The following is a 17,687-nucleotide window of genomic DNA, read 5'->3' as shown; positions in this document are numbered from 1 at the left end:
GGATACCTACACCTTGCGTTCATAATGTTTCACAAACAGGCCCGAAGGTTTCACACACAAGATCAACACTATTACACCAAAGGCCACCAGTGATTTAAACTCCAGCGATACGTACCCTCCGAAAAGATTTTCGATTATTCCCAGCAAATAAGCGCCCGCGGCCGCTCCGGGCAAGCTCGTTAATCCTCCGAGCACTCCCCCGGCGAAGCCCTTGAGCATTGGATCCAGCATCATATTCGGATCAAGTGTGGCCATTGGAGCAATCAACATGCCTGCGATAGCGCCGGTCATGGAACTCAAACCCCAAGTGAATGTGAGAATTCGTCGAGTCGGTATACCCATGGCTTTGGCGGCGAAAGGGTTCTGTTGAACCGCCTTCATGGCTGTTCCAAGTTTGGTGAACCGAAAAAACAGAAAGAGAATGACCATCACGGCAAGGCTCACCACTACCGTCCAAAGGTTTATTTCGGTAATTATGACTCCACCAATGTTTATCCCGGAGTATTCGGAAAAAGGAACAGGAAAAGGGTTCTGATTGGCTCCCCATTTCCAGCCTGCTATCCCATAAAGGATCATCTCGGCTCCGAGGGTAATTACTATGGACCCAAGGACACCTGGATTGTCGGCGGGCCGGAGGAAACAGATCTCCAACAAAGCGCCCAAAATGAACGCGAAAATGAGTGTGAGCGCAGCCGCTGTCCAGAAACCCACTCCGTAACCGGCTATCATGGTGTAGGCCACAAACGTGGCGATCATGGCCATCTCACCCTGGGCGAAATTCGGCACTTCAGACGTCTTGTAAATAATGACCATCGCCAGGGCTATTAAAGCGTAACAGGCGCCAATCGCCAAACCGCCAACGATTAAATCCATCAGGAAGTTCATTCATATCCTCTCAAAACGGCCACATTTTCCAGTAACGCTTGAATCGGAGGTATATGCCCCTCATTCCATGGGGTTCGAAAATCACGATCCCGATCATGATCGCTCCAATGATAATGCTTTGGATATTAGGTAAACCTTCCGCGGTGAAGAATCTTTTTGAAATATCGAGCAGCGCTGGGCCTACGAAAGGCGCTTCCTGAATGATCTGCAATTTGATCTGCAGATATGTAAGCAACGCGGCGCCCAGAATAGAGCCCATTATGGATCCCAAACCGCCAACGACTATCATGGCCAGGAAGGTTATCGACAAAATCAGGTTGAAGCTGCCCGCGCTTATATGAGCAAGCGCAAACGCCATTAACGCTCCACCCACACCTGTGTAAAAAGCGCTTATGGCAAAAGCCAGGGTCTTGTATTTCAGGACATTTACTCCCATGGCTTCCGCTGCTATTTCACTGTCTCTGATCGCGACAAGAGCCCTACCCACACGGGTTTTCATCAAATTGATGGCTGCCACGGTCATGATAGCCGTAACGGTCATTATGACAGCGTATTGCTCATACCCCGTGTCAGCCACGAACCCCCCAAGGGACATCTTGGGCGCTTCCAGCCCCATATGCCCTCCTGCAAAGTCCAAATGGCTGATTATCTGCGTCACCGCCATGCCGAAACCGAGTGTAGCGATCGCCAAATACGGTCCCTCTAATCTCAATGAAGGAAGCCCCAACAGAAAACCAAACCCGGAAGAGACAAAACCGGCCGCTACAAGCGCTACGGGGAAAGGAAGCCCGGCTTTGACCATCAACAGGACTCCGGTATAGGCGCCAATTGCGAAAAAACCGGCGTGTCCGAGAGATATCTGCCCTGTATAGCCCACAAGTATATTCAGGCCTATCGCGACAATTGAGTGGATGGCGATCAGGTTGAAAATGTATAAGTTATAATCCCCGATGAAAAAAGGTATTGAAGCCAAGGCGCCAAAAAGGACCACACTAAGAACAAGTGTGGTATTGGTCCTGAAAAGTTGTATATCCTCGTAATAGTCTCGCTTCATGTCCATTTTTGAGACAACTACGCCTCCTTGGGGCTTATTTTAGACTGTGAGCAACCGCAGCAATTACAGGAGTGGTTAATCAAGCGCAATATTAAATGGAATCTTTAAGAATCTCGTCGCCGGAAAGTAGATCTAAAGCAATCAGAAGATTTTTCGTTGAATTGGACACCATTTGTCAACTAGTTTTTCCGGGATCTTGGACATTCCTGAAGAAAACAGGAAGGATCTTCCGATGGATTATATCCGGAAAAGGCCATGGAGCGCCCTCTACATCCCCCATAAATAGATCTGTATTTACAATCTCCACATTTGCTTTTCAGCAGGTTTTCGCGGTTGAGTTTTTCTATTTTGACAGGCTTGAGTTCAAGGTTTCAACCAGCTTCGACGCTGCAGGAGACAGTTTCCCCTGCTTGTGAAAGAAAATGTCGATAATTGAGATGTCTGAACCATAGTAGCTTTCATTGGCGCTCCAGTCAGCTTCCAAAAAAGCGCCTTGCACTGTTAGACCCGCAAAAAGGCCTCTTGATCGGGAATAGGACAAAATACCCGCAGTAAATGTAATGTCCGTATCCGCCGACGCCTCCCGGCCAATAGGCCCCGCGGCCACTGATGCGTCAACGCCAATCGTAAACCTCTTATTGAAAATATTCTTCAGGTCAACGTCACTCATTATCAAAAGTATCAAATCAGCGGACTGGACACCGATTTGCCAACCGAAGCTGCCACCAATAAGTGTCACAAAGGCTGGAGGCCCCCACTTGCGTTCTGGGGAATCAAGCCTCAGGGCCACTCCTTTGCCATACTGGCCACCTATTCCCATGCCCACTTTAATGACTGACGGAAATATAATTATGGCCTTAGCCTTGCGAAGCAGGTCTCCTGGTATTTTTCCATCAGGAGCCTGGAGAGTTTCGCCTATTATTTTGGCGGATTCATTCAACCTGTTTTCAAGTTCAGAATTTTCCGCATTAGCCGGATTAAGGACTGTGCTCTCAATTAAGACCAAGAAAAGCAGGAAATTCAATATCCTCTTTGGGTTCATAGGCCATCCTAGTCCAGATTCAACTTAATGTTTACATGGTTCAAGCAAATTACGCAACGGGTCACAGATAAAGGGTTTCAGCTTAATTACCTTGACAATTTGGGTTCATCCCGATATTTCATTAGATGATACCATCTTTCCCACATGCCATTTATAAACCTAAGGAGTCTAAAATGAGAATCAGCGCATTTGGACTGTTGGCGGTTGTATCGTGTCTGATCTTGGGCTTGGGCTTTGGCCTGGGGTGGGCCGCCGACCCTCCCATTAAAGTCGGAGTGGTACTGCCTCTCACTGGGGAGCAGGCGAAGTTTGGAGAGATTGAAAAGAATTCCCTTCTCATGGGCCTCGAAGAAATCAACAAGGCTGGAGGCATTAACGGTCGGCCTATCGAATTGTTGATCGAGGACGATACAGGAAAACCGGACGTAGGAAGGTCAGCGGTTGAAAAACTGATATCTCAGGACAAGGTTGTGGCCCTTACAGGTGGATATTCCTCGTCTGTCACTTACGCCATTTGCGCAGTAGCGCAGCAGCGCAAGATCCCTTTTCTGGTCAGCACAGGCTCAGCGGACAAGATCACCGAACAGGGATGGGATTATGTGTTCAGGATTGCTCCACCGGTGAGTGAATATCCGAAGGCTCTGAATTCGTTCCTGGCTGATGTGGTAAAACCACAAAGCGTCGCAATACTTCATGAAAATACCCTTTTTGGCCAATCTGGAACAAAAGAATTCGCTGAGCAATGCGAAAAAGCCGGCTACAAGGTACTGATGAAAGAGGGCTACGAGGCCGGAGCGGTTGATTTCAAGCCACTCCTTATCAAGGTAAAGGCCGCCAAGCCTGATTTTGTTTATATGATTTCTTACGTCATGGACGCCGCTCTGTTGATGCGTCAATCAAAGGAACTCAACTTCAATCCCAAATTGTTTGTCGGCGGAGGCGCCGGATTTACTCTGCCTGAATTCGCTAAAAACGCGGGGGACGCCGCTAACTACGTTTTTTCCGCGGACCTTTGGTCACCGCAGTTACCTTATCCAGGGGCAAAGGAATATTTCGAAAATTACCAGAAACGATTCGGCACACCGACTGAATATCATGGCGCCGAAGCTTACGGTTGTATTTACGTTATGGCTGACGCCCTGAAACGCGCCAAAGAACTCACACCCGCCGCCGTCCGTGAATCCCTTGCCGCTACCGACACGATGACGGCCTTTGGTCCGGTAAAATTTGTGTCTTACGGTAAGAAGAAACAGCAAAACGCGTTACCGACATATCTGGTGCAATGGCAGAAGGGAATTCTTGAAACGGTATGGCCGAAAAACGTCGCCACCAAACCCTATGTCTATCCAGTCCCGGAATGGTCTCAGAGGTAGACGCATAATTGATGAGAGAAGCCCGACCCTTGCGCCCCATAACGGGGTCGGGTCTTTCTGAAACGTAGAATTCAATCTCGACTGAACAAGAACGGAATTAATGGAAGTCTTCCTGCAAACGCTGGTCGCCGGTGTTCTCAAGGGAGGGCTTTACGCCCTCATCGGCATAGGTATGACTTTGATCATGGGGGTCATGGGCATAATCAACCTGGCTCATGGACAGTTCATGATGGTCGCCATGTACGTGACCTATACCATGTTTCACTTCCTTGGGCTTGACCCGTATTTTACACTCCTGATCAGTATGCCGGCCCTTTTCCTGTTGGGAGTCATAATCCAAAAATATCTTCTCAATCCGCTGATGAAAGTGGACAGCATCCTTCCTGAAAACCAGGTGCTGATGACAGTAGGCATAGCCATGGTGCTGACCGAAGTCGCCAGGTTCATTTTCAGCTCAAATTATCTTTCAGTAAAAACATCCTATTCATCATCCGCCTTTTTTATCGGCGGTATATCGTTTTCAGTCGCCTTGACAATTGCTTTCGTTTTCGCCTGCCTATTGACTCTTGGGTTGTTCATATTTCTGATAAAAACCGACATCGGCCGTTCTATTCGAGCTGTGTCTCAGGATGGCGAAGCCGCTCAGTTGATGGGAATCAATTCTGAAAGAATAAAAGTCATTACAATGGGGATCGGCGCAGGGCTGGTAGCTGCGGCCGGCACACTGCTATTGCCCATTTATTACCTGTTTCCTGATATTGGCGGTCCATTTACCAGGAAGGCTTTCGTTATCACGATATTGGGAGGCTTAGGATCTACGGTCGGAGCGATCTTCGGCGGCTTGACGCTCGGTCTCGCCGAATCATTCGGCGCCACATATATTGGGATGGATTTTGAAGACATGGTCGGATTAGTAATATTCCTGCTGGTTCTACTTTTCCTTCCCGGCGGCTTTAGACGCCTGACGAAGGTTTAGAAGTTTATGAAAAGACCACCCGCCCAACTAATATTGTTAATTTGCCTGTTGATATTCCCACTGATAATTCAGGAATCGTACTATCAGCATTTAATGATACTAGTTCTGATGTGGGTGGCCATCGGATCGGGGTGGAACCTGATTTCCGGATATACCGGCCAGGTTCTTTTCGGAGCGGCGGCTTTCTTTGGAGTTGGGGCATATACAGCGGCTCTGCTCAGCAGCAAACTTGAAATATCGGCCTGGTGGGGGCTTCCACTGGGGGCGTTGATCTCGGTGATAATTGCGTTTCCATTTGGGTGGATTTGTTTTCGTCTACGTGGCCCTTATTTTGCCTTGGCCACTTTGGCTTTGAATGAGATTTTCAGGAATGTTGCCACGGTATGGGAATCGCTTACCGACGGAATGATCGGCATACTCGTGATGCAAACGTTCATTTCCAAGATTCCCTACTATTACGTGGCGCTGGCAATCGCTGTCTTCGCCGTCGTGTTTATTGACCGGGTTATGAAATCAAAATGGGGATACTATTTCGTTTCTATCCGCGAAGATCAGGACGCGGCCGAGAGCATGGGAATTAACACCCTTTATTACAAGATGATCTCGCTGTGTATTTCGGCTTTTCTAATTGGTCTCGCCGGCGCTCTTTATACCAATTATATGGGTTTCATAGACCCCAAGGTTGTCTTTTCCCTACATGACATATCGATTATGGCTATCCTGGTGGGAATCGTCGGAGGAGTGGGAACCATCTATGGTCCTATGGTCGGGGCTTTTATCATGGTGGCGGTTCAGGAGATTTTCCGAACAGGTGGATTCGGGTCACTCCACGCTATCGGCAAGTTTACCGGTTGGTCTTTTATGAATGTGGTTGTGAAATACGTCAGCGAAGCTCACGTATTGAGCTTCGGAATTCTCGTAATAGCGGTCATCCTCTTTCTGCCCAATGGAATCGTCGGAGACTGGCAAGTTATCAAGAGATCGTTGTTTGGACAAAAGAAAACGGCGGTTTGAGGAAAATTATGGCTTTTTTTGAAGTCCGAGGCATCGTAAAATTCTTTGGTGGACTTGCAGCCGTCAATGGGGTGAGTTTTGCGGTACAAGATGGACAGATTTGCGGATTGATAGGGCCCAACGGATCTGGGAAAACCACGATTTTTAATTTGATCAACGGTTATTTTCCCTTGAACAAAGGTGAAATTCTGTTCGATGGAGAAAAAATATCGGGGCTAAAGACTCATCAGATTTGCAAACGAGGGGTTGGAAGAACGTTTCAGGTAGTCAAGCCTCTTAAGAGAATGACTGTTTTGGACAATGTTATAGCGTCAGCGTTCCTGAGACGCCGTAGCAGAGCCGAAGCAGTGGGATGGGCTGAAGAGACAATTGAATTTTGCGGGTTGACCCATTACAAGGACAAGATTGCCAAAAGTTTACCCATAGCCTCACGCAAAAGGCTCGAGATAGCCAGAGCCTTGGCGACCCAGCCCAAACTCATTCTTCTGGATGAAACTGCGGCCGGCCTTAACCCTACTGAATTGGACGAGGCTATCAATCTAATCAAGAAGATTCGCGATTCAGGAATAACCATCATTATAGTAGAACACATAATGAAAGTAATAATGACGATTTCCGATCGCATCATCGCAATAAACCACGGAATGTTGATTGCTGAAGGATCTCCGGTTGAGGTAGCCGCTAACCCGGAAGTCGTCAAGGCTTATTTTGGAGCTGATTATCGTGCTTAAGGTTGAAGGGTTGAATGTTTACTACGGTGACCTTCAAATCCTCTGGGATGTTTCCTTTGAGGTAAATGAAGGAGAGATAGTGGTACTGTTGGGCGCCAATGGCGCCGGTAAGTCCACGACCCTGAAAACCATATCATCTTTAGTTAAGCCTACCAGTGGGTATGTGGAATTTATGGGAACCAGGCTTGACCAGGTCCCGTCACATAAAGTCATAGACTATGGTCTGGCTCACGTGCCTGAAAGCAGGAGACTTTTCCCGGAAATGACCGTCGAGGAAAACCTGATTCTCGGGTCACTAACACGCAAAGCCAAAGCCCAGCGCAAAAAATCCTTAAAATGGCTTTATGAAATGTTTCCCAGGCTCAAGGAAAGGAGCGCTCAGCCCGCCGGTACCCTGTCAGGTGGAGAACAACAAATGGCCGCCATAGCTCGCGGTCTCATGTCCTTGCCCAAACTCATTATGTTCGATGAACCGTCACTAGGATTGGCTCCAATAATGGTTTCTGAAATATTCAAAATCGTCGAGATGGTAAATCGGGAGGGTGTGACCGTGTTGCTGGTCGAGCAGAATGTTCACCATACACTCGCTATGTGTAACAGAGCGTATGTGTTGGAGAACGGCAGAATTACCCTTTCGGGAACCGGAGATGAATTCCTCAACAACGACCACATCAAGGAAGCCTATCTCGGAATTTGATTCCTAAAATTAAATGGCCGAGAATGGGGGAAATTAAAAACTAATCCGGCGTCTAACGCTTTTTCTAAAGCATTTCCAACGCCGGATTTGAATAATCAATTATGCCGTTACTGGTAATATGGAGACTTGCTTGCGCCGCCTATCCTTGACTCCGAACGTAACAACTCCGTCGATTTTTGCATACAGAGTATAGTCTTTGCCCAGACCTACATTGAGCCCCGGATGAATTTTTGTGCCTTTTTGGCGTACCAGAATATTACCAGCCTTTACAACCTGGCCTCCAAAGCGCTTCACACCGAAGTGTTGACCAGGGCTATCCCTTCCATTACGCGAACTTCCTCCAGCTTTCTTGTGAGCCATGGCCTATCCTCCGTTGTCACGATTGCTGAGCGGTTTCAGTCTCAATCGGACTGGCGCTCAACTGATCGGATTTGTTTGCTAATTGATTGATCTCTTCTACCTTTAAGAGAGAATACCATTGTCTGTGTCCCTGTTTCTTGTGGTAGCCCTGTCGTTTCTTTTTCTTAAAAACGATGATTTTTCTATCACGGGCAGTCCTGATCATCCGGGCTTTAACAGACACGTTCTCAAGCAATGGGGTTCCAAATGTTGGTCCCTGTTCATCTACGACTGCGAGCACCTGTGACAACTCTACTACTTCACCGGGTTCACCGGGAACTTTTTCTATTTTCAGTTGATCACCAGGAGCTACCTTATATTGCTTCCCGCCGGTTTGGACGATGGCGTACATGATAAACCCTCCTTAACAATAACGTTTTAATAAACCATTATGACTGGCAAATGTCAAGATCTAACTAAATTGCCGAAAAAGGCGGTTAAATTGGTTAGTTTCTTTCTAAAAGCCAAAAATCCTCGGGAAAAGCCACGAAAAAATTCTCAGAAAAAATATGGCGTAAACTGACGAAAACAGGTCGTCCAGGAGAATTCCCCATCCACCGTGCGCGTCCTGAGCCATATTTGCCGGAAACGGTTTGATGATGTCAAAGAATCGAGTAGCGACAAACGCCCAAAAAATAGTCAAAATAATGCTGGGGGTTGTAAAGAAAAGAACCGTCAGAAAAAAACCCGCTATTTCATCCAGAACAAAAGTTCCTGGGTCCTTCTTTCCACTCCTTTGTTCAGCCCACTCCCCCAAAGCCACGCAGCCCACACATGAGAGTGTCAAGAACAACAATATTGCCAGTTTATGATACGCCGGATCAAGGGCGCACCGAATAACAATGTATATCAATACGGCAGGGAGGGTACCGACGGTTCCCGAAGCGAACGGTGAATATCCCAGCCAGAATCCCGTACAAACAGCTTCTTTTGTTTTTTCAGTATATGATGTGTCCATTCTTGCTTCTTCTGCTTAAATCCAGCCAACAACAAATACCAGGTTATTTACTACACTTTTACGCAACATTTATTCAACCTTGTTTTATAACAGTAATGTTCCGTGACTGGTTCCACCTTCCTGAGAAACTTGTGGGGCAGGGTTTTACCGATTTTCATTTTCTGTTATAAACCAACGCATCAAGGTTGAGATCTAGAATATTGAATTGGTGTTCACGAATTGTCCTTAAAGATTATTTTGGCCCGTCACGGCCAAACTCGGTTTAACGAGGCGGGAGTCATCCAGGGCCGATCGGATTCCTTGCTTACCGCGACCGGAATGGCCGACACATTGAAAATGCCGCATTTGGTGGCCCATTACCAGCCTCAAACGATTTATTCCAGTTCTTTGGGAAGAGCGGCTCTTAGCGCCTCAATCTATTCCCAGGCCCTAAAGATTCCTGTTCATTTTCGAGAAGATCTTGTCGAGATTTCTTGTGGAGAATGGGAAGGTTCCTTGAGGACCGAAGTCATCGGACCACGTCCATCTATAAGGTCCGGGTGGAACGACCGACCTCCGGGAGGAGAGAGCTACCTCGATGGAGAATTCAGGCTGAGCGGCTTCATCCAGGAACTGTCGGAGCTGCCTGTCGACTCCAGTGTCGTAATCCTTGCGCACGCCGGGCTGAACCGGGTCCTGGTGAAATGTCTCCTCGGAATGGAGCCGGAACAGGCTCTATTTATCCGTTTTCCCCATGATACGGTTTATGTGATTCAAAGCGGTTCGCCGGTCAGTTGGCTGGGATTGTCCACCGGTTCAGGGATTGGTTTCCTTAGTGAAATTCAATGATTCTCTGTTTATGGAAACTGGCGTCGCAGGAAAAGGCGCGTTTATCACTGATTCAAAATGGGCCTTCGATTTGACAAGTCTTGACGCGCGAGCTTTCACGATAACATTCCAGCCCAAACGGTTGTATGGGAAAACTGATCCCAGAGTTCTGTCTATCCAACTCAAGGCGTCCAACCTGTAAAATTTCTTTTGTCCAGTTCCTGGCCTTGGGATCTTGTAAGGCACTATATACGCCGAACGCCACGCCTCACATTCAAGCCCCACGGCTTTCAGCTTTCTGGCCAGACCAAGCGGCGTATAAAATCTCAGATGAGTTTCATCCCAGCCGAACCATTGCTTGTCATGACGTAACACCCGATGGTAAGCGCCCTGAATAGCATAATTGAGGGACACGGCGTTCTGGGTGCTGATTATTAAGAAACCGCCGGGATTTAAAGTTTTGGAAGCGGCCCTTAAGAGATCCATATCGTCCGGAGCGTGTTCTATTACGTCTTTCATGATGATGACGTCAAAGGCTCTTCTAGCTCCAAAGCTAGGAAACGTCGCGCTCTGGATCAAAGCGACACGACTTGAAACACCTTCCAGTTTGGCAAAGTACCGAGCTGTGGCCAGAACAGAGTGTTCAACGTCAACACCGAGCACCTCGGCCGCGCCCGCTTTAGCCGCGTACACGCAAAAGTAGCCCGCCCCGCAACCATAATCCAATACTCTTTTGTCTTGCAGGTCTCCAAGCAGTTCTCGAACAAAGTCATTTTTGACTTTGCTGTAAGCCTTGGATTGTTGATCCAGGTAAATATTCAGCGCTTTTTCGCTGTCGAATGACCTTATCCAATGATCGTCCGGATATCTTTGGGGTGGAGCATTCATGTTATCAGTCTATTCACTCATAGCCATGTGGTAAACTTATAATTCTACAAACTTCTGATACACCTGTTTCCAGTCTTCCCGCTCCCTCTCTGCGGAGAAGAGCTTCATTTTCTCTCTCCCTGCTTTGGAAAGTTTGTTGGCCAAATCAGGGTTTTCAAGTAGCCGTTCAATCCGGGACACAAGGGCGGTCGAATTCCCCGGGGGACACAAAAGCCCAGAAACTCCATCTTCGATCAAATCAGGAACGGCCCCGACTTCGGTGGCGATAGTAGGAACTCCTGCGGCCATAGCTTCCATAACTATATTAGGACAACCTTCGGTAACAGACGGAAGGACAAATAAGTCCAGAGACCTTAACCATCCTGATATCTCTTCGTGCGGAGCAGGTTCGAGCATTGTGACCAATCGCCGGATGTTGGTCCTTGTCAGAATTTCCTGAAATACATCTTTTTCCGAGTGTCTTATTATACCCCTTAGCGCCAGATGCAAATTCCATTTTTTTGATAATTCGGCCACTGCCTTGAACAGGTACGGCAGCCCTTTGGCATATTTAAAAATTCCTCCGCAGCCTATCCTGATCCTGGAGGGGTGTTCTGTCCTGGGCTCCCATGACTCATCAGGTATAGTAACTGAATTATATATTACGCGTGATTTTCCGGAAATAGGAGATAACGCGTCAGCCAGGTCAACCAAACTCTTGCTCAAGCCAACCACAAAATCGGAATTATCGAGTCCGCTCTTACAAACAGATACCTTTTCAGGACTGAAAAAATATCTGTTTACGTCATTTCCTACTATACACGATATCATTGGTTTTTTAACCTTCCTGGCTAAAAGACCAGTGAGATAGCCTACGGGATAGAGGAAAAACGACTGAAAAATATCATACTTGTTTGTCGCTTCAAGAGATTCCAACGATTGAAACATCATCTGTAATGACAGGTTGTGGGGACATCCCCAAATATCTCTCTGATCCGGATCAATATTATCTTTACCTACAATTATGCTGTGAGTAACGATCCCTTCGAAAACTGTAGTGGTACGATTCTCGTCAAGCAGTATGACCTTATCCGGTTCTACGGTAAGGCGGGCCACCTGGGTGTCGATCCCTAAATTCATGGCGTGCATGGCCACTTTCAGCACCGTCCTTGCCAACCCTCCCCACTGTTCAGGAGGGAATTCTGGTGTTACAATTAGTAGTTTAGGATGATTATCTTTCATGAAATAATACCACGGCAGTGAAAAGCCGTTTTACTTAGAGATCGAAACAATAAGTCTTTTATCACCACCTTGGTAAAACTGGAATAGCAAGATGATATTCTGAGTGCGTGATTTTGATGTAAGGCAAAGGTTTCGGAGAGTTCTGTCAGGTAAGTTCATATTTGTCAGGGGTTTAAGCTATCGGACATGCGAGTAGCTCTGGTTTTTCATAAGGATCCTAGTGGGGATCCTGTCAGCATTGATCTGATCAGGCTTCGCGCGATTTCTTCGGGTTTGCTGAACCGCGGAATCCAGACTGATATATTTGCTCCAGTTTCCCGTCCCAGTGTTCTGGACTCGGGGATCAGGGTCTATGGCCTGGATAAGCTCAAGGATTCTGGGTATTACGACATAATCAAAACCTGCTACCATGACTCCATAAAACTAATCCGTTCCCAAAACGGGAAGATAGTCTCCCGGATAGTCCGTGTAGTCGATAAAACTTACCCGGAAAGGGATGAACGGTTTAGATCTCACCTGCTTGAATGCCAGGACCTGATTCTCGAGAAAGCTCATACTGTTGTCTTTAACAACGAGGAGAACCGATCCAGATGGATCAATCTGTACGGCTCCCGCAACAAAACCGCTCTCGTGCCTACGGGCTGTCCGAAAAACATTCCGAAGCCAGGCGTGAATCCATATAAGACTAATAAGAAGGTCATCCTTTTTTTAGGCAGCTTGGCGGCCCCTAGAATGATCGACATGCTTAACGAACTGGCCGGACGCGTGGTTGACATTGCAGAGATTCACGTGGTGGGTCTTAACAAGGCCATGATGTACGGTGGCGCTGAAATGGACTTGAGCCCTCTGATTGTCAGCCATGGACAGAAGCAGGAGAATCAGACATGGGATTATATTTATTACGCCCATATCGGGTTGGCATTGGCCACTGGGATCCATCCTTTTGACAACGACATTTCGAAAATCTATAGTTATCTGCGTGGAGGGTTACCCACTCTGTCTGAAGAACCAATCCTGAACAACAAAATGATACTGGATCTCGCTTATGGGTCGGTGTTCGAGCATGGTGACATAGACTCTCTCGTGTTTCATTGTCGAAAACTGTCGCAAAACGCTCCTTTGGCAAAAAAAGCGCTCGTTATGGACTATATGGCCAGGGAACATTCGTGGGATGAACGAGTGGACAGATATATTCGCTTGTTCGGTAATATCCTGGAAGAACGTAATTAATTAAAGATTTTACAGGATTTGAGTAATGAAATTGGTCCTAGTGCGACCGCCTTTTTATTCGCTGTTTGGGTTAACTACCCCAAAGATGAAAACCTATCCCCTGAACCTTCTTTACCTTGGAACGTACGCGCGAGACTATTCAGGATGGGATATTAGGGTCATTGACGGCGAAAATGTGACTCTCGAGACAGTAGATTCCTCTTTTCCAACGGACCTGGATCCTGAATTGGTAATGAACTCCAGGATCCCCATGATGGAATCCATAATTAACGATAGTGGACACAAATTTTGGGACTTGATTGAGTCTGAGATTGTAGCCCAAAAACCTGACCTCGTAGGAATCACCTGTAATTCCGGAGCTATGGATACCGTAAGGATTCTGGTAAAACGGCTCAAGAAATTCAATATACCTGTAGTCCTTGGAGGAAGCCATCCTTCAGTCCTGCCTGAACAGAGTCTGGCTTATACCTCCGCAGATTTGACGATAATGGGCGAAGGAGAACTTGCCCTGGTTGATCTGCTTCGTGCGATTGAGGGAACGCTGGATTTTTCTAAAGTAAGGTCTCTCGCATGGAAAAACTATGGGAAAATCGTCATTAACCCAAGGGCTGAACTGATAGCTGACCTGGACGAGTTACCGATACCTGACAGGGCATTAATCGACAGAAGCCGTTATTACGGGGATGTCATAATGACCGGCAGGGGATGCCCGTTTAACTGCGCATATTGCGCTTCCCGCAACATCTGGGGGAAAAAGGCTCGTCTGCGGTCGATAGATTCGATCATAAAAGAACTCAATATCCTGAGACAGAGGGCTCAAGAATTCCCGGCCTATCCCGGGGACGCCATGAACACTGCTGATCCTTTGCCCGGACGCTGGGTTCTTAAGGTCTTGGATGACACTTTCACAGTGATAAAATCCAGGACTATGGAACTGCTCGACGCCATTGTCGCCAATGGGTTGAACTGTTTCGAGTTCACGGGTGGAGTGAGAGCCGACACACTCGACATGAAGTTAGTGCGAAAAATGAAAGAGGCGAATTTCAGGCGGGTCACGTTGGGAGTGGAAAGTGGGAGTCCCAGGATCCTAAAACTCATCAGGAAAGGGGAAACCAACAAACATGTGATAGACGCAGTGAGGATGCTTAGAGAAGAAGGTATTAAATCCCATGCGTTTTTTATGATAGGTTTTCCTGAAGAAACTGAAGAAGATATTGAGTTAAGCAAAAAACTGATTCTTGAAGCGCAACCGGACCATGTTGAAATCAACATGGTGACTCCCTATCCTGGAACCGACATCTTTCCCAAGATCATTAAGGAAAATCCGGACGACATTGATCGTTGGTATCGCTGGTTTCACCAGGGGCTCGCTACACATTCCTGCGCCAGAGGATATGATCTTGACGAGGCTTACAAACGATTTCTGGAATTTGCCAGAAATTACCATGACTCAAGGAAAACAGACGCATAGATTTGTCCTCTATTGTTGATTGACGATATTGTTTGAGCTTCGAATGAATGCAATGGCGACAAATTTTTAGTGATTACTTAGAGAGGCTTTAATAAACATGGGTGAAATAAGAATTGTTCAGGTTCAGACGCAAAAAGATCTAAACAGGTTTGTCGATACGCCCTGGGCTATCTATCCACCGGATTCGAATTGGGTTCCTCCACTCAAGAGCGATTTCAAAAGACTCCTGAATACTGCGAAGCACCCTTTCTGGAAGTTTTCCAAGCGTGAACTGTTTATTGCGGAAAGGGACGGACGCCCTGTAGGCAGGATCGCAGCCATAATCGATAACAATTACAATGATTACCACAATGAGAAAATGGGGATCTGGGGGTTTTTCGAGTGCTTTAATGACCACGAAGCTTCGAAGGCCCTATTCTCGTGCGCCGAAGAGTGGGTAAAATCGAAAGGAATGACCTTTATTCGCGGCCCGTTAAACCCATCTACAAATTACGAGGTTGGCCTACTGATCGAAGGATTCGAGTATTTGCCCACAATAATGATGCCCTGGAATTTTCCGTATTATTCCGGGCTTGTTGAAGAGGCGGGATATGTGAAGGAAAAGGATCTGTTCACTTTCAGGGTTTATCAGACCGACCCTGCTGGACCTCGCATTGAGCGGCTTGGGAAAAGAGTGCTCAGCAAGGGGCATGTGAAGATTCGGAACATTTCACGGGAAAATTATGATTCTGACATAGCGCTTCTCGCCAGGCTGTACAATCAAGCGTGGGCGGAGAACTGGGGTTTTGTCCCCATGAGTGAAGGAGAAGTCCGTGAGATGGCCAAAAACCTGAAGCGGGTGCTTGAAGAAAATCTTCTGTTTTTTACTCTATATGATGATGAGCCTGTAGGCGTCGTCATGGTTTTGCCGGACATGAACCCCCTGCTCAAACAGGCCAATGGCCGCATGGGACTCATAACAGGAATCAAGTTTCTGCTCAGAAACAGGTTTCTCGTAGGTTTTAGGGCCGCAATGGGTGGAGTCAGGAAGGAATTCAAGAGGCTGGGAGTTCCTCTTGTGGTGTTTCATCATTTGAACAGCCTTTTGCGGGGCCACGACCGGATCGAGTTTCTGGAATGTGGATGGAACCTCGAGGATAATCACGATATCAATCAGCTTGAAATTGAGATGGGAGCAAAGAAACACAGCGTTTACAGAATTTACAGGAAGGCGCTAACTTAATTAAAAATTAATTTGAGGATGACATATTGAAGACCTTACTAATAAATCCTGAATTTCCAAATTCTTACTGGAGTTTCCCTGAACAGCTAAAATTCATGAACACCAAGACAATGAACCCTCCCCTGGGTTTGATTACCCTTGCGGCCCTCTTGCCCAGGGATTGGGATATTCGTCTTGTGGATCTCGCGGCCCAGCCCAGGTCTGATATAGATTGGGATTGGCCGGACCTGGTCATGATCTCAGCCATGTTGATCCAAAAGGACAATTTTATTGAGTTAATCAGGGAGGCCAAGAATAAAGGAAAAACAGTAGTTGTTGGGGGACCATACGCCACTTCGGTTCCGGAGGACTCGCTGGCGGCCGGGTGTGATTTCCTGGTCAGAGGCGAAGGTGAAAACACTATACCATTGCTATTGGCGAGCCTTAAACAGGGGCAGTCAGGGGGTGTCATAGAAAACCCCGAAAAACCTGATTTGGCATTGTCGCCGTTACCACGCTTCGACCTGCTCAACCTGAAAAACTATGAAGCCCTGGGGATTCAGACATCACGTGGCTGCCCTTTTGGCTGTGAATTTTGTGACATCATTAACCTGTATGGCCCGAAGCCGAGATATAAGACCCCCACGCAGGTGGTTAATGAGCTTGAAGCAGTCTATAAGCTCGGCTGGCGTGACATGATTTTTATTTGTGATGATAATTTTATCGGTAGCCGAAAACACGCTGTGGCCCTCCTGAAGGATATGGATGTCTGGATGAAGGCAAATGGGAGTCCCTTCAGCTTCATAACTCAGGCGTCCATAAACCTGGGGCAAGACATTGAACTGATAGATCTTATGACCCAGCCAAATTTCGCTACCGTTTTCGTAGGGCTGGAATCTCCCGATGAAGATGTCCTGGCCGGCGCCAACAAATTTCAGAATATTCGAAATCCACTTATGGAGTCGGTAAATAACATAACCAAAAATGGCCTGACCGTCCTGGGGAGTTTCATAATTGGTTTCGATGGGGAAAAGCCTGGTATGGGGAAAAGAATAGCCTCCTTTGTCAAAGAGACCAATATCCCGATTATAATGTTCAACAAGCTTCAGCCTATTCCCAATACAAAACTGTGGGACAGGTTAAAGGCCGAAGGAAGGCTGATTGAAAATAAAACCGGCGGCAATTTTATTTCATCCGCTATGAATTATATCCCGTCAAGACCGGAATCAGAAATTGACAAAGAATTCACGGATGTTTGGGATGAGTTGTACAACTCCTCAAATTTTCTTGCGCGGTCTTATAATTATTATCTCACCATGCGCCCGACAAGAAGGGCCATGGCGGAAAAACAGGGAAAAAAGATCCCCAAAAGCGTGCAGGAGCCTCCGGGTTTACGTAGGGTCCTACTGGACATAAGTCAAATCATTCGGCTGAGTTGGAGGCAGGGGATAGTGTCAGGCGCCAGACTGCAATATTGGAGACAATTGATTGGTATAATGAGGAAAAATCCCAGTCGGTTAGTTCCTTACCTGACTTCTTTAGTAATGGGGGAGGATATGTTCAAAATAAGGAAAGAAATCCTCGCTAAAAAGAAATATTCGTAAACACATGATAAACGGGGTTGACATAACGAATCATTTTGTTAAACTATAGAGATGCCGCGGGGTGGAGCAGCCAGGTAGCTCGTTGGGCTCATAACCCAAAGGTCAGAGGTTCAAATCCTCTCCCCGCTACCAGATT

Annotated in this window: 18 protein-coding genes and 1 tRNA gene; 11 read left to right on the top strand and 8 right to left on the bottom strand. The window is 47.0% G+C overall.

Annotated features, from left to right (window positions below; genetic code table 11):
• Positions 1 to 6: 6 nt before the first annotated feature.
• From WC647_12095 to WC647_12085, 3 genes are all read right to left on the bottom strand, one after another.
• Positions 7 to 885 (bottom strand): branched-chain amino acid ABC transporter permease, encoded by an 879-nt coding sequence (locus WC647_12095; protein ID MFA6223044.1) that lies wholly within the window; start codon positions 883 to 885, stop codon positions 7 to 9.
• Between the two features lie 10 nt (positions 886 to 895).
• Complete coding sequence (locus tag WC647_12090; protein ID MFA6223043.1) at positions 896 to 1,945, bottom strand: branched-chain amino acid ABC transporter permease; 1,050 nt, start codon at positions 1,943 to 1,945, stop codon at positions 896 to 898.
• 337 nt (positions 1,946 to 2,282) lie between these two features.
• Positions 2,283 to 2,981: a lipid-binding SYLF domain-containing protein gene (locus WC647_12085; GenBank protein MFA6223042.1), complete on the bottom strand. Its 699-nt coding sequence runs from the start codon at positions 2,979 to 2,981 to the stop codon at positions 2,283 to 2,285.
• 173 nt (positions 2,982 to 3,154) lie between these two features.
• Here WC647_12085 and WC647_12080 point away from each other — a divergent pair, with 173 nt between their 5' ends.
• The 5 genes from WC647_12080 to WC647_12060 all read left to right on the top strand — a co-directional run bounded on the left by WC647_12080 (position 3,155) and on the right by WC647_12060 (position 7,772).
• A complete protein-coding gene (locus WC647_12080; GenBank protein MFA6223041.1) occupies positions 3,155 to 4,354 on the top strand; it encodes an ABC transporter substrate-binding protein in 1,200 nt (399 codons plus the stop codon).
• A gap of 100 nt (positions 4,355 to 4,454) precedes the next feature.
• Positions 4,455 to 5,330, top strand: a complete 876-nt coding sequence (locus tag WC647_12075; protein ID MFA6223040.1) for a branched-chain amino acid ABC transporter permease — start codon at positions 4,455 to 4,457, stop codon at positions 5,328 to 5,330.
• Positions 5,331 to 5,336: 6 nt separating this feature from the next.
• On the top strand, positions 5,337 to 6,344 hold the full coding sequence (locus tag WC647_12070; protein ID MFA6223039.1) for a branched-chain amino acid ABC transporter permease: 1,008 nt from the start codon (positions 5,337 to 5,339) through the stop codon (positions 6,342 to 6,344).
• Between the two features lie 8 nt (positions 6,345 to 6,352).
• Positions 6,353 to 7,075, top strand: coding sequence for an ABC transporter ATP-binding protein (locus tag WC647_12065; protein MFA6223038.1), 723 nt, complete (start codon positions 6,353 to 6,355; stop codon positions 7,073 to 7,075).
• The gene (locus WC647_12060; protein MFA6223037.1) at positions 7,068 to 7,772 is read left to right on the top strand and encodes an ABC transporter ATP-binding protein; all 705 of its coding nucleotides are present in this window, start codon (positions 7,068 to 7,070) and stop codon (positions 7,770 to 7,772) included. Before WC647_12065 ends, WC647_12060 begins: the two co-directional genes overlap by 8 nt.
• 99 nt (positions 7,773 to 7,871) lie before the next feature.
• On the opposite strand, the gene rpmA is transcribed toward WC647_12060, so the two are convergent.
• The 3 genes from rpmA to WC647_12045 all read right to left on the bottom strand — a co-directional run bounded on the left by rpmA (position 7,872) and on the right by WC647_12045 (position 9,129).
• The gene (rpmA, locus tag WC647_12055; protein ID MFA6223036.1) at positions 7,872 to 8,132 is read right to left on the bottom strand and encodes a 50S ribosomal protein L27; all 261 of its coding nucleotides are present in this window, start codon (positions 8,130 to 8,132) and stop codon (positions 7,872 to 7,874) included.
• 16 nt (positions 8,133 to 8,148) lie between these two features.
• Complete coding sequence (gene rplU / locus WC647_12050) at positions 8,149 to 8,523, bottom strand: 50S ribosomal protein L21 (GenBank protein ID MFA6223035.1); 375 nt, start codon at positions 8,521 to 8,523, stop codon at positions 8,149 to 8,151.
• Positions 8,524 to 8,628: 105 nt separating this feature from the next.
• Positions 8,629 to 9,129, bottom strand: coding sequence for a phosphatidylglycerophosphatase A (locus tag WC647_12045; protein ID MFA6223034.1), 501 nt, complete (start codon positions 9,127 to 9,129; stop codon positions 8,629 to 8,631).
• Positions 9,130 to 9,348: 219 nt separating this feature from the next.
• Here WC647_12045 and WC647_12040 point away from each other — a divergent pair, with 219 nt between their 5' ends.
• Positions 9,349 to 9,957 carry a histidine phosphatase family protein gene (locus WC647_12040; GenBank protein MFA6223033.1) on the top strand — a complete coding sequence of 203 codons (609 nt, stop codon included), beginning with the start codon at positions 9,349 to 9,351 and terminating at the stop codon, positions 9,955 to 9,957.
• Here WC647_12040 and WC647_12035 read toward each other — a convergent pair.
• Complete coding sequence (locus WC647_12035) at positions 9,925 to 10,824, bottom strand: class I SAM-dependent methyltransferase (GenBank protein ID MFA6223032.1); 900 nt, start codon at positions 10,822 to 10,824, stop codon at positions 9,925 to 9,927. The genes WC647_12040 and WC647_12035 overlap by 33 nt on opposite strands.
• A gap of 36 nt (positions 10,825 to 10,860) precedes the next feature.
• Entirely contained in the window at positions 10,861 to 12,045 is a 1,185-nt protein-coding gene (locus tag WC647_12030) for a glycosyltransferase family 4 protein (protein ID MFA6223031.1), read from the bottom strand.
• Between the two features lie 186 nt (positions 12,046 to 12,231).
• Here WC647_12030 and WC647_12025 point away from each other — a divergent pair, with 186 nt between their 5' ends.
• From WC647_12025 to WC647_12005, 5 genes are all read left to right on the top strand, one after another.
• The gene (locus tag WC647_12025; GenBank protein ID MFA6223030.1) at positions 12,232 to 13,275 is read left to right on the top strand and encodes a hypothetical protein; all 1,044 of its coding nucleotides are present in this window, start codon (positions 12,232 to 12,234) and stop codon (positions 13,273 to 13,275) included.
• 25 nt (positions 13,276 to 13,300) lie between these two features.
• Positions 13,301 to 14,746, top strand: a complete 1,446-nt coding sequence (locus WC647_12020) for a radical SAM protein (GenBank protein ID MFA6223029.1) — start codon at positions 13,301 to 13,303, stop codon at positions 14,744 to 14,746.
• A 97-nt stretch (positions 14,747 to 14,843) separates the two neighbouring features.
• Complete coding sequence (locus WC647_12015; GenBank protein ID MFA6223028.1) at positions 14,844 to 15,968, top strand: acyl-CoA N-acyltransferase; 1,125 nt, start codon at positions 14,844 to 14,846, stop codon at positions 15,966 to 15,968.
• 26 nt (positions 15,969 to 15,994) lie between these two features.
• Positions 15,995 to 17,551 carry a radical SAM protein gene (locus tag WC647_12010; protein ID MFA6223027.1) on the top strand — a complete coding sequence of 519 codons (1,557 nt, stop codon included), beginning with the start codon at positions 15,995 to 15,997 and terminating at the stop codon, positions 17,549 to 17,551.
• 55 nt (positions 17,552 to 17,606) lie between these two features.
• Positions 17,607 to 17,683, top strand: a tRNA-Met gene (locus tag WC647_12005).
• Positions 17,684 to 17,687: the final 4 nt, after the last annotated feature.

This window comes from Desulfomonilaceae bacterium (genome assembly GCA_041662605.1).
GTDB lineage: Bacteria > Desulfobacterota > Desulfomonilia > Desulfomonilales > Desulfomonilaceae > CAJBEZ01.
This window is presented reverse-complemented; position numbering and strand designations above follow the sequence as displayed.

What these genes read in the sequence shown, in the direction of transcription:
- WC647_12095 (MFA6223044.1), bottom strand. Translation starts at nt 885, where the DNA reads ATGAACTTCCTGATGGATTTAATCGTTGGCGGTTTGGCGATTGGCGCC.
- WC647_12090 (MFA6223043.1), bottom strand. Translation starts at nt 1,945, where the DNA reads ATGGACATGAAGCGAGACTATTACGAGGATATACAACTTTTCAGGACC.
- WC647_12085 (MFA6223042.1), bottom strand. Translation starts at nt 2,981, where the DNA reads ATGAACCCAAAGAGGATATTGAATTTCCTGCTTTTCTTGGTCTTAATT.
- WC647_12080 (MFA6223041.1), top strand. Translation starts at nt 3,155, where the DNA reads ATGAGAATCAGCGCATTTGGACTGTTGGCGGTTGTATCGTGTCTGATC.
- WC647_12075 (MFA6223040.1), top strand. Translation starts at nt 4,455, where the DNA reads ATGGAAGTCTTCCTGCAAACGCTGGTCGCCGGTGTTCTCAAGGGAGGG.
- WC647_12070 (MFA6223039.1), top strand. Translation starts at nt 5,337, where the DNA reads ATGAAAAGACCACCCGCCCAACTAATATTGTTAATTTGCCTGTTGATA.
- WC647_12065 (MFA6223038.1), top strand. Translation starts at nt 6,353, where the DNA reads ATGGCTTTTTTTGAAGTCCGAGGCATCGTAAAATTCTTTGGTGGACTT.
- rpmA (MFA6223036.1), bottom strand. Translation starts at nt 8,132, where the DNA reads ATGGCTCACAAGAAAGCTGGAGGAAGTTCGCGTAATGGAAGGGATAGC.
- rplU (MFA6223035.1), bottom strand. Translation starts at nt 8,523, where the DNA reads ATGTACGCCATCGTCCAAACCGGCGGGAAGCAATATAAGGTAGCTCCT.
- WC647_12045 (MFA6223034.1), bottom strand. Translation starts at nt 9,129, where the DNA reads ATGGACACATCATATACTGAAAAAACAAAAGAAGCTGTTTGTACGGGA.
- WC647_12035 (MFA6223032.1), bottom strand. Translation starts at nt 10,824, where the DNA reads ATGAATGCTCCACCCCAAAGATATCCGGACGATCATTGGATAAGGTCA.
- WC647_12030 (MFA6223031.1), bottom strand. Translation starts at nt 12,045, where the DNA reads ATGAAAGATAATCATCCTAAACTACTAATTGTAACACCAGAATTCCCT.
- WC647_12025 (MFA6223030.1), top strand. Translation starts at nt 12,232, where the DNA reads ATGCGAGTAGCTCTGGTTTTTCATAAGGATCCTAGTGGGGATCCTGTC.
- WC647_12020 (MFA6223029.1), top strand. Translation starts at nt 13,301, where the DNA reads ATGAAATTGGTCCTAGTGCGACCGCCTTTTTATTCGCTGTTTGGGTTA.
- WC647_12015 (MFA6223028.1), top strand. Translation starts at nt 14,844, where the DNA reads ATGGGTGAAATAAGAATTGTTCAGGTTCAGACGCAAAAAGATCTAAAC.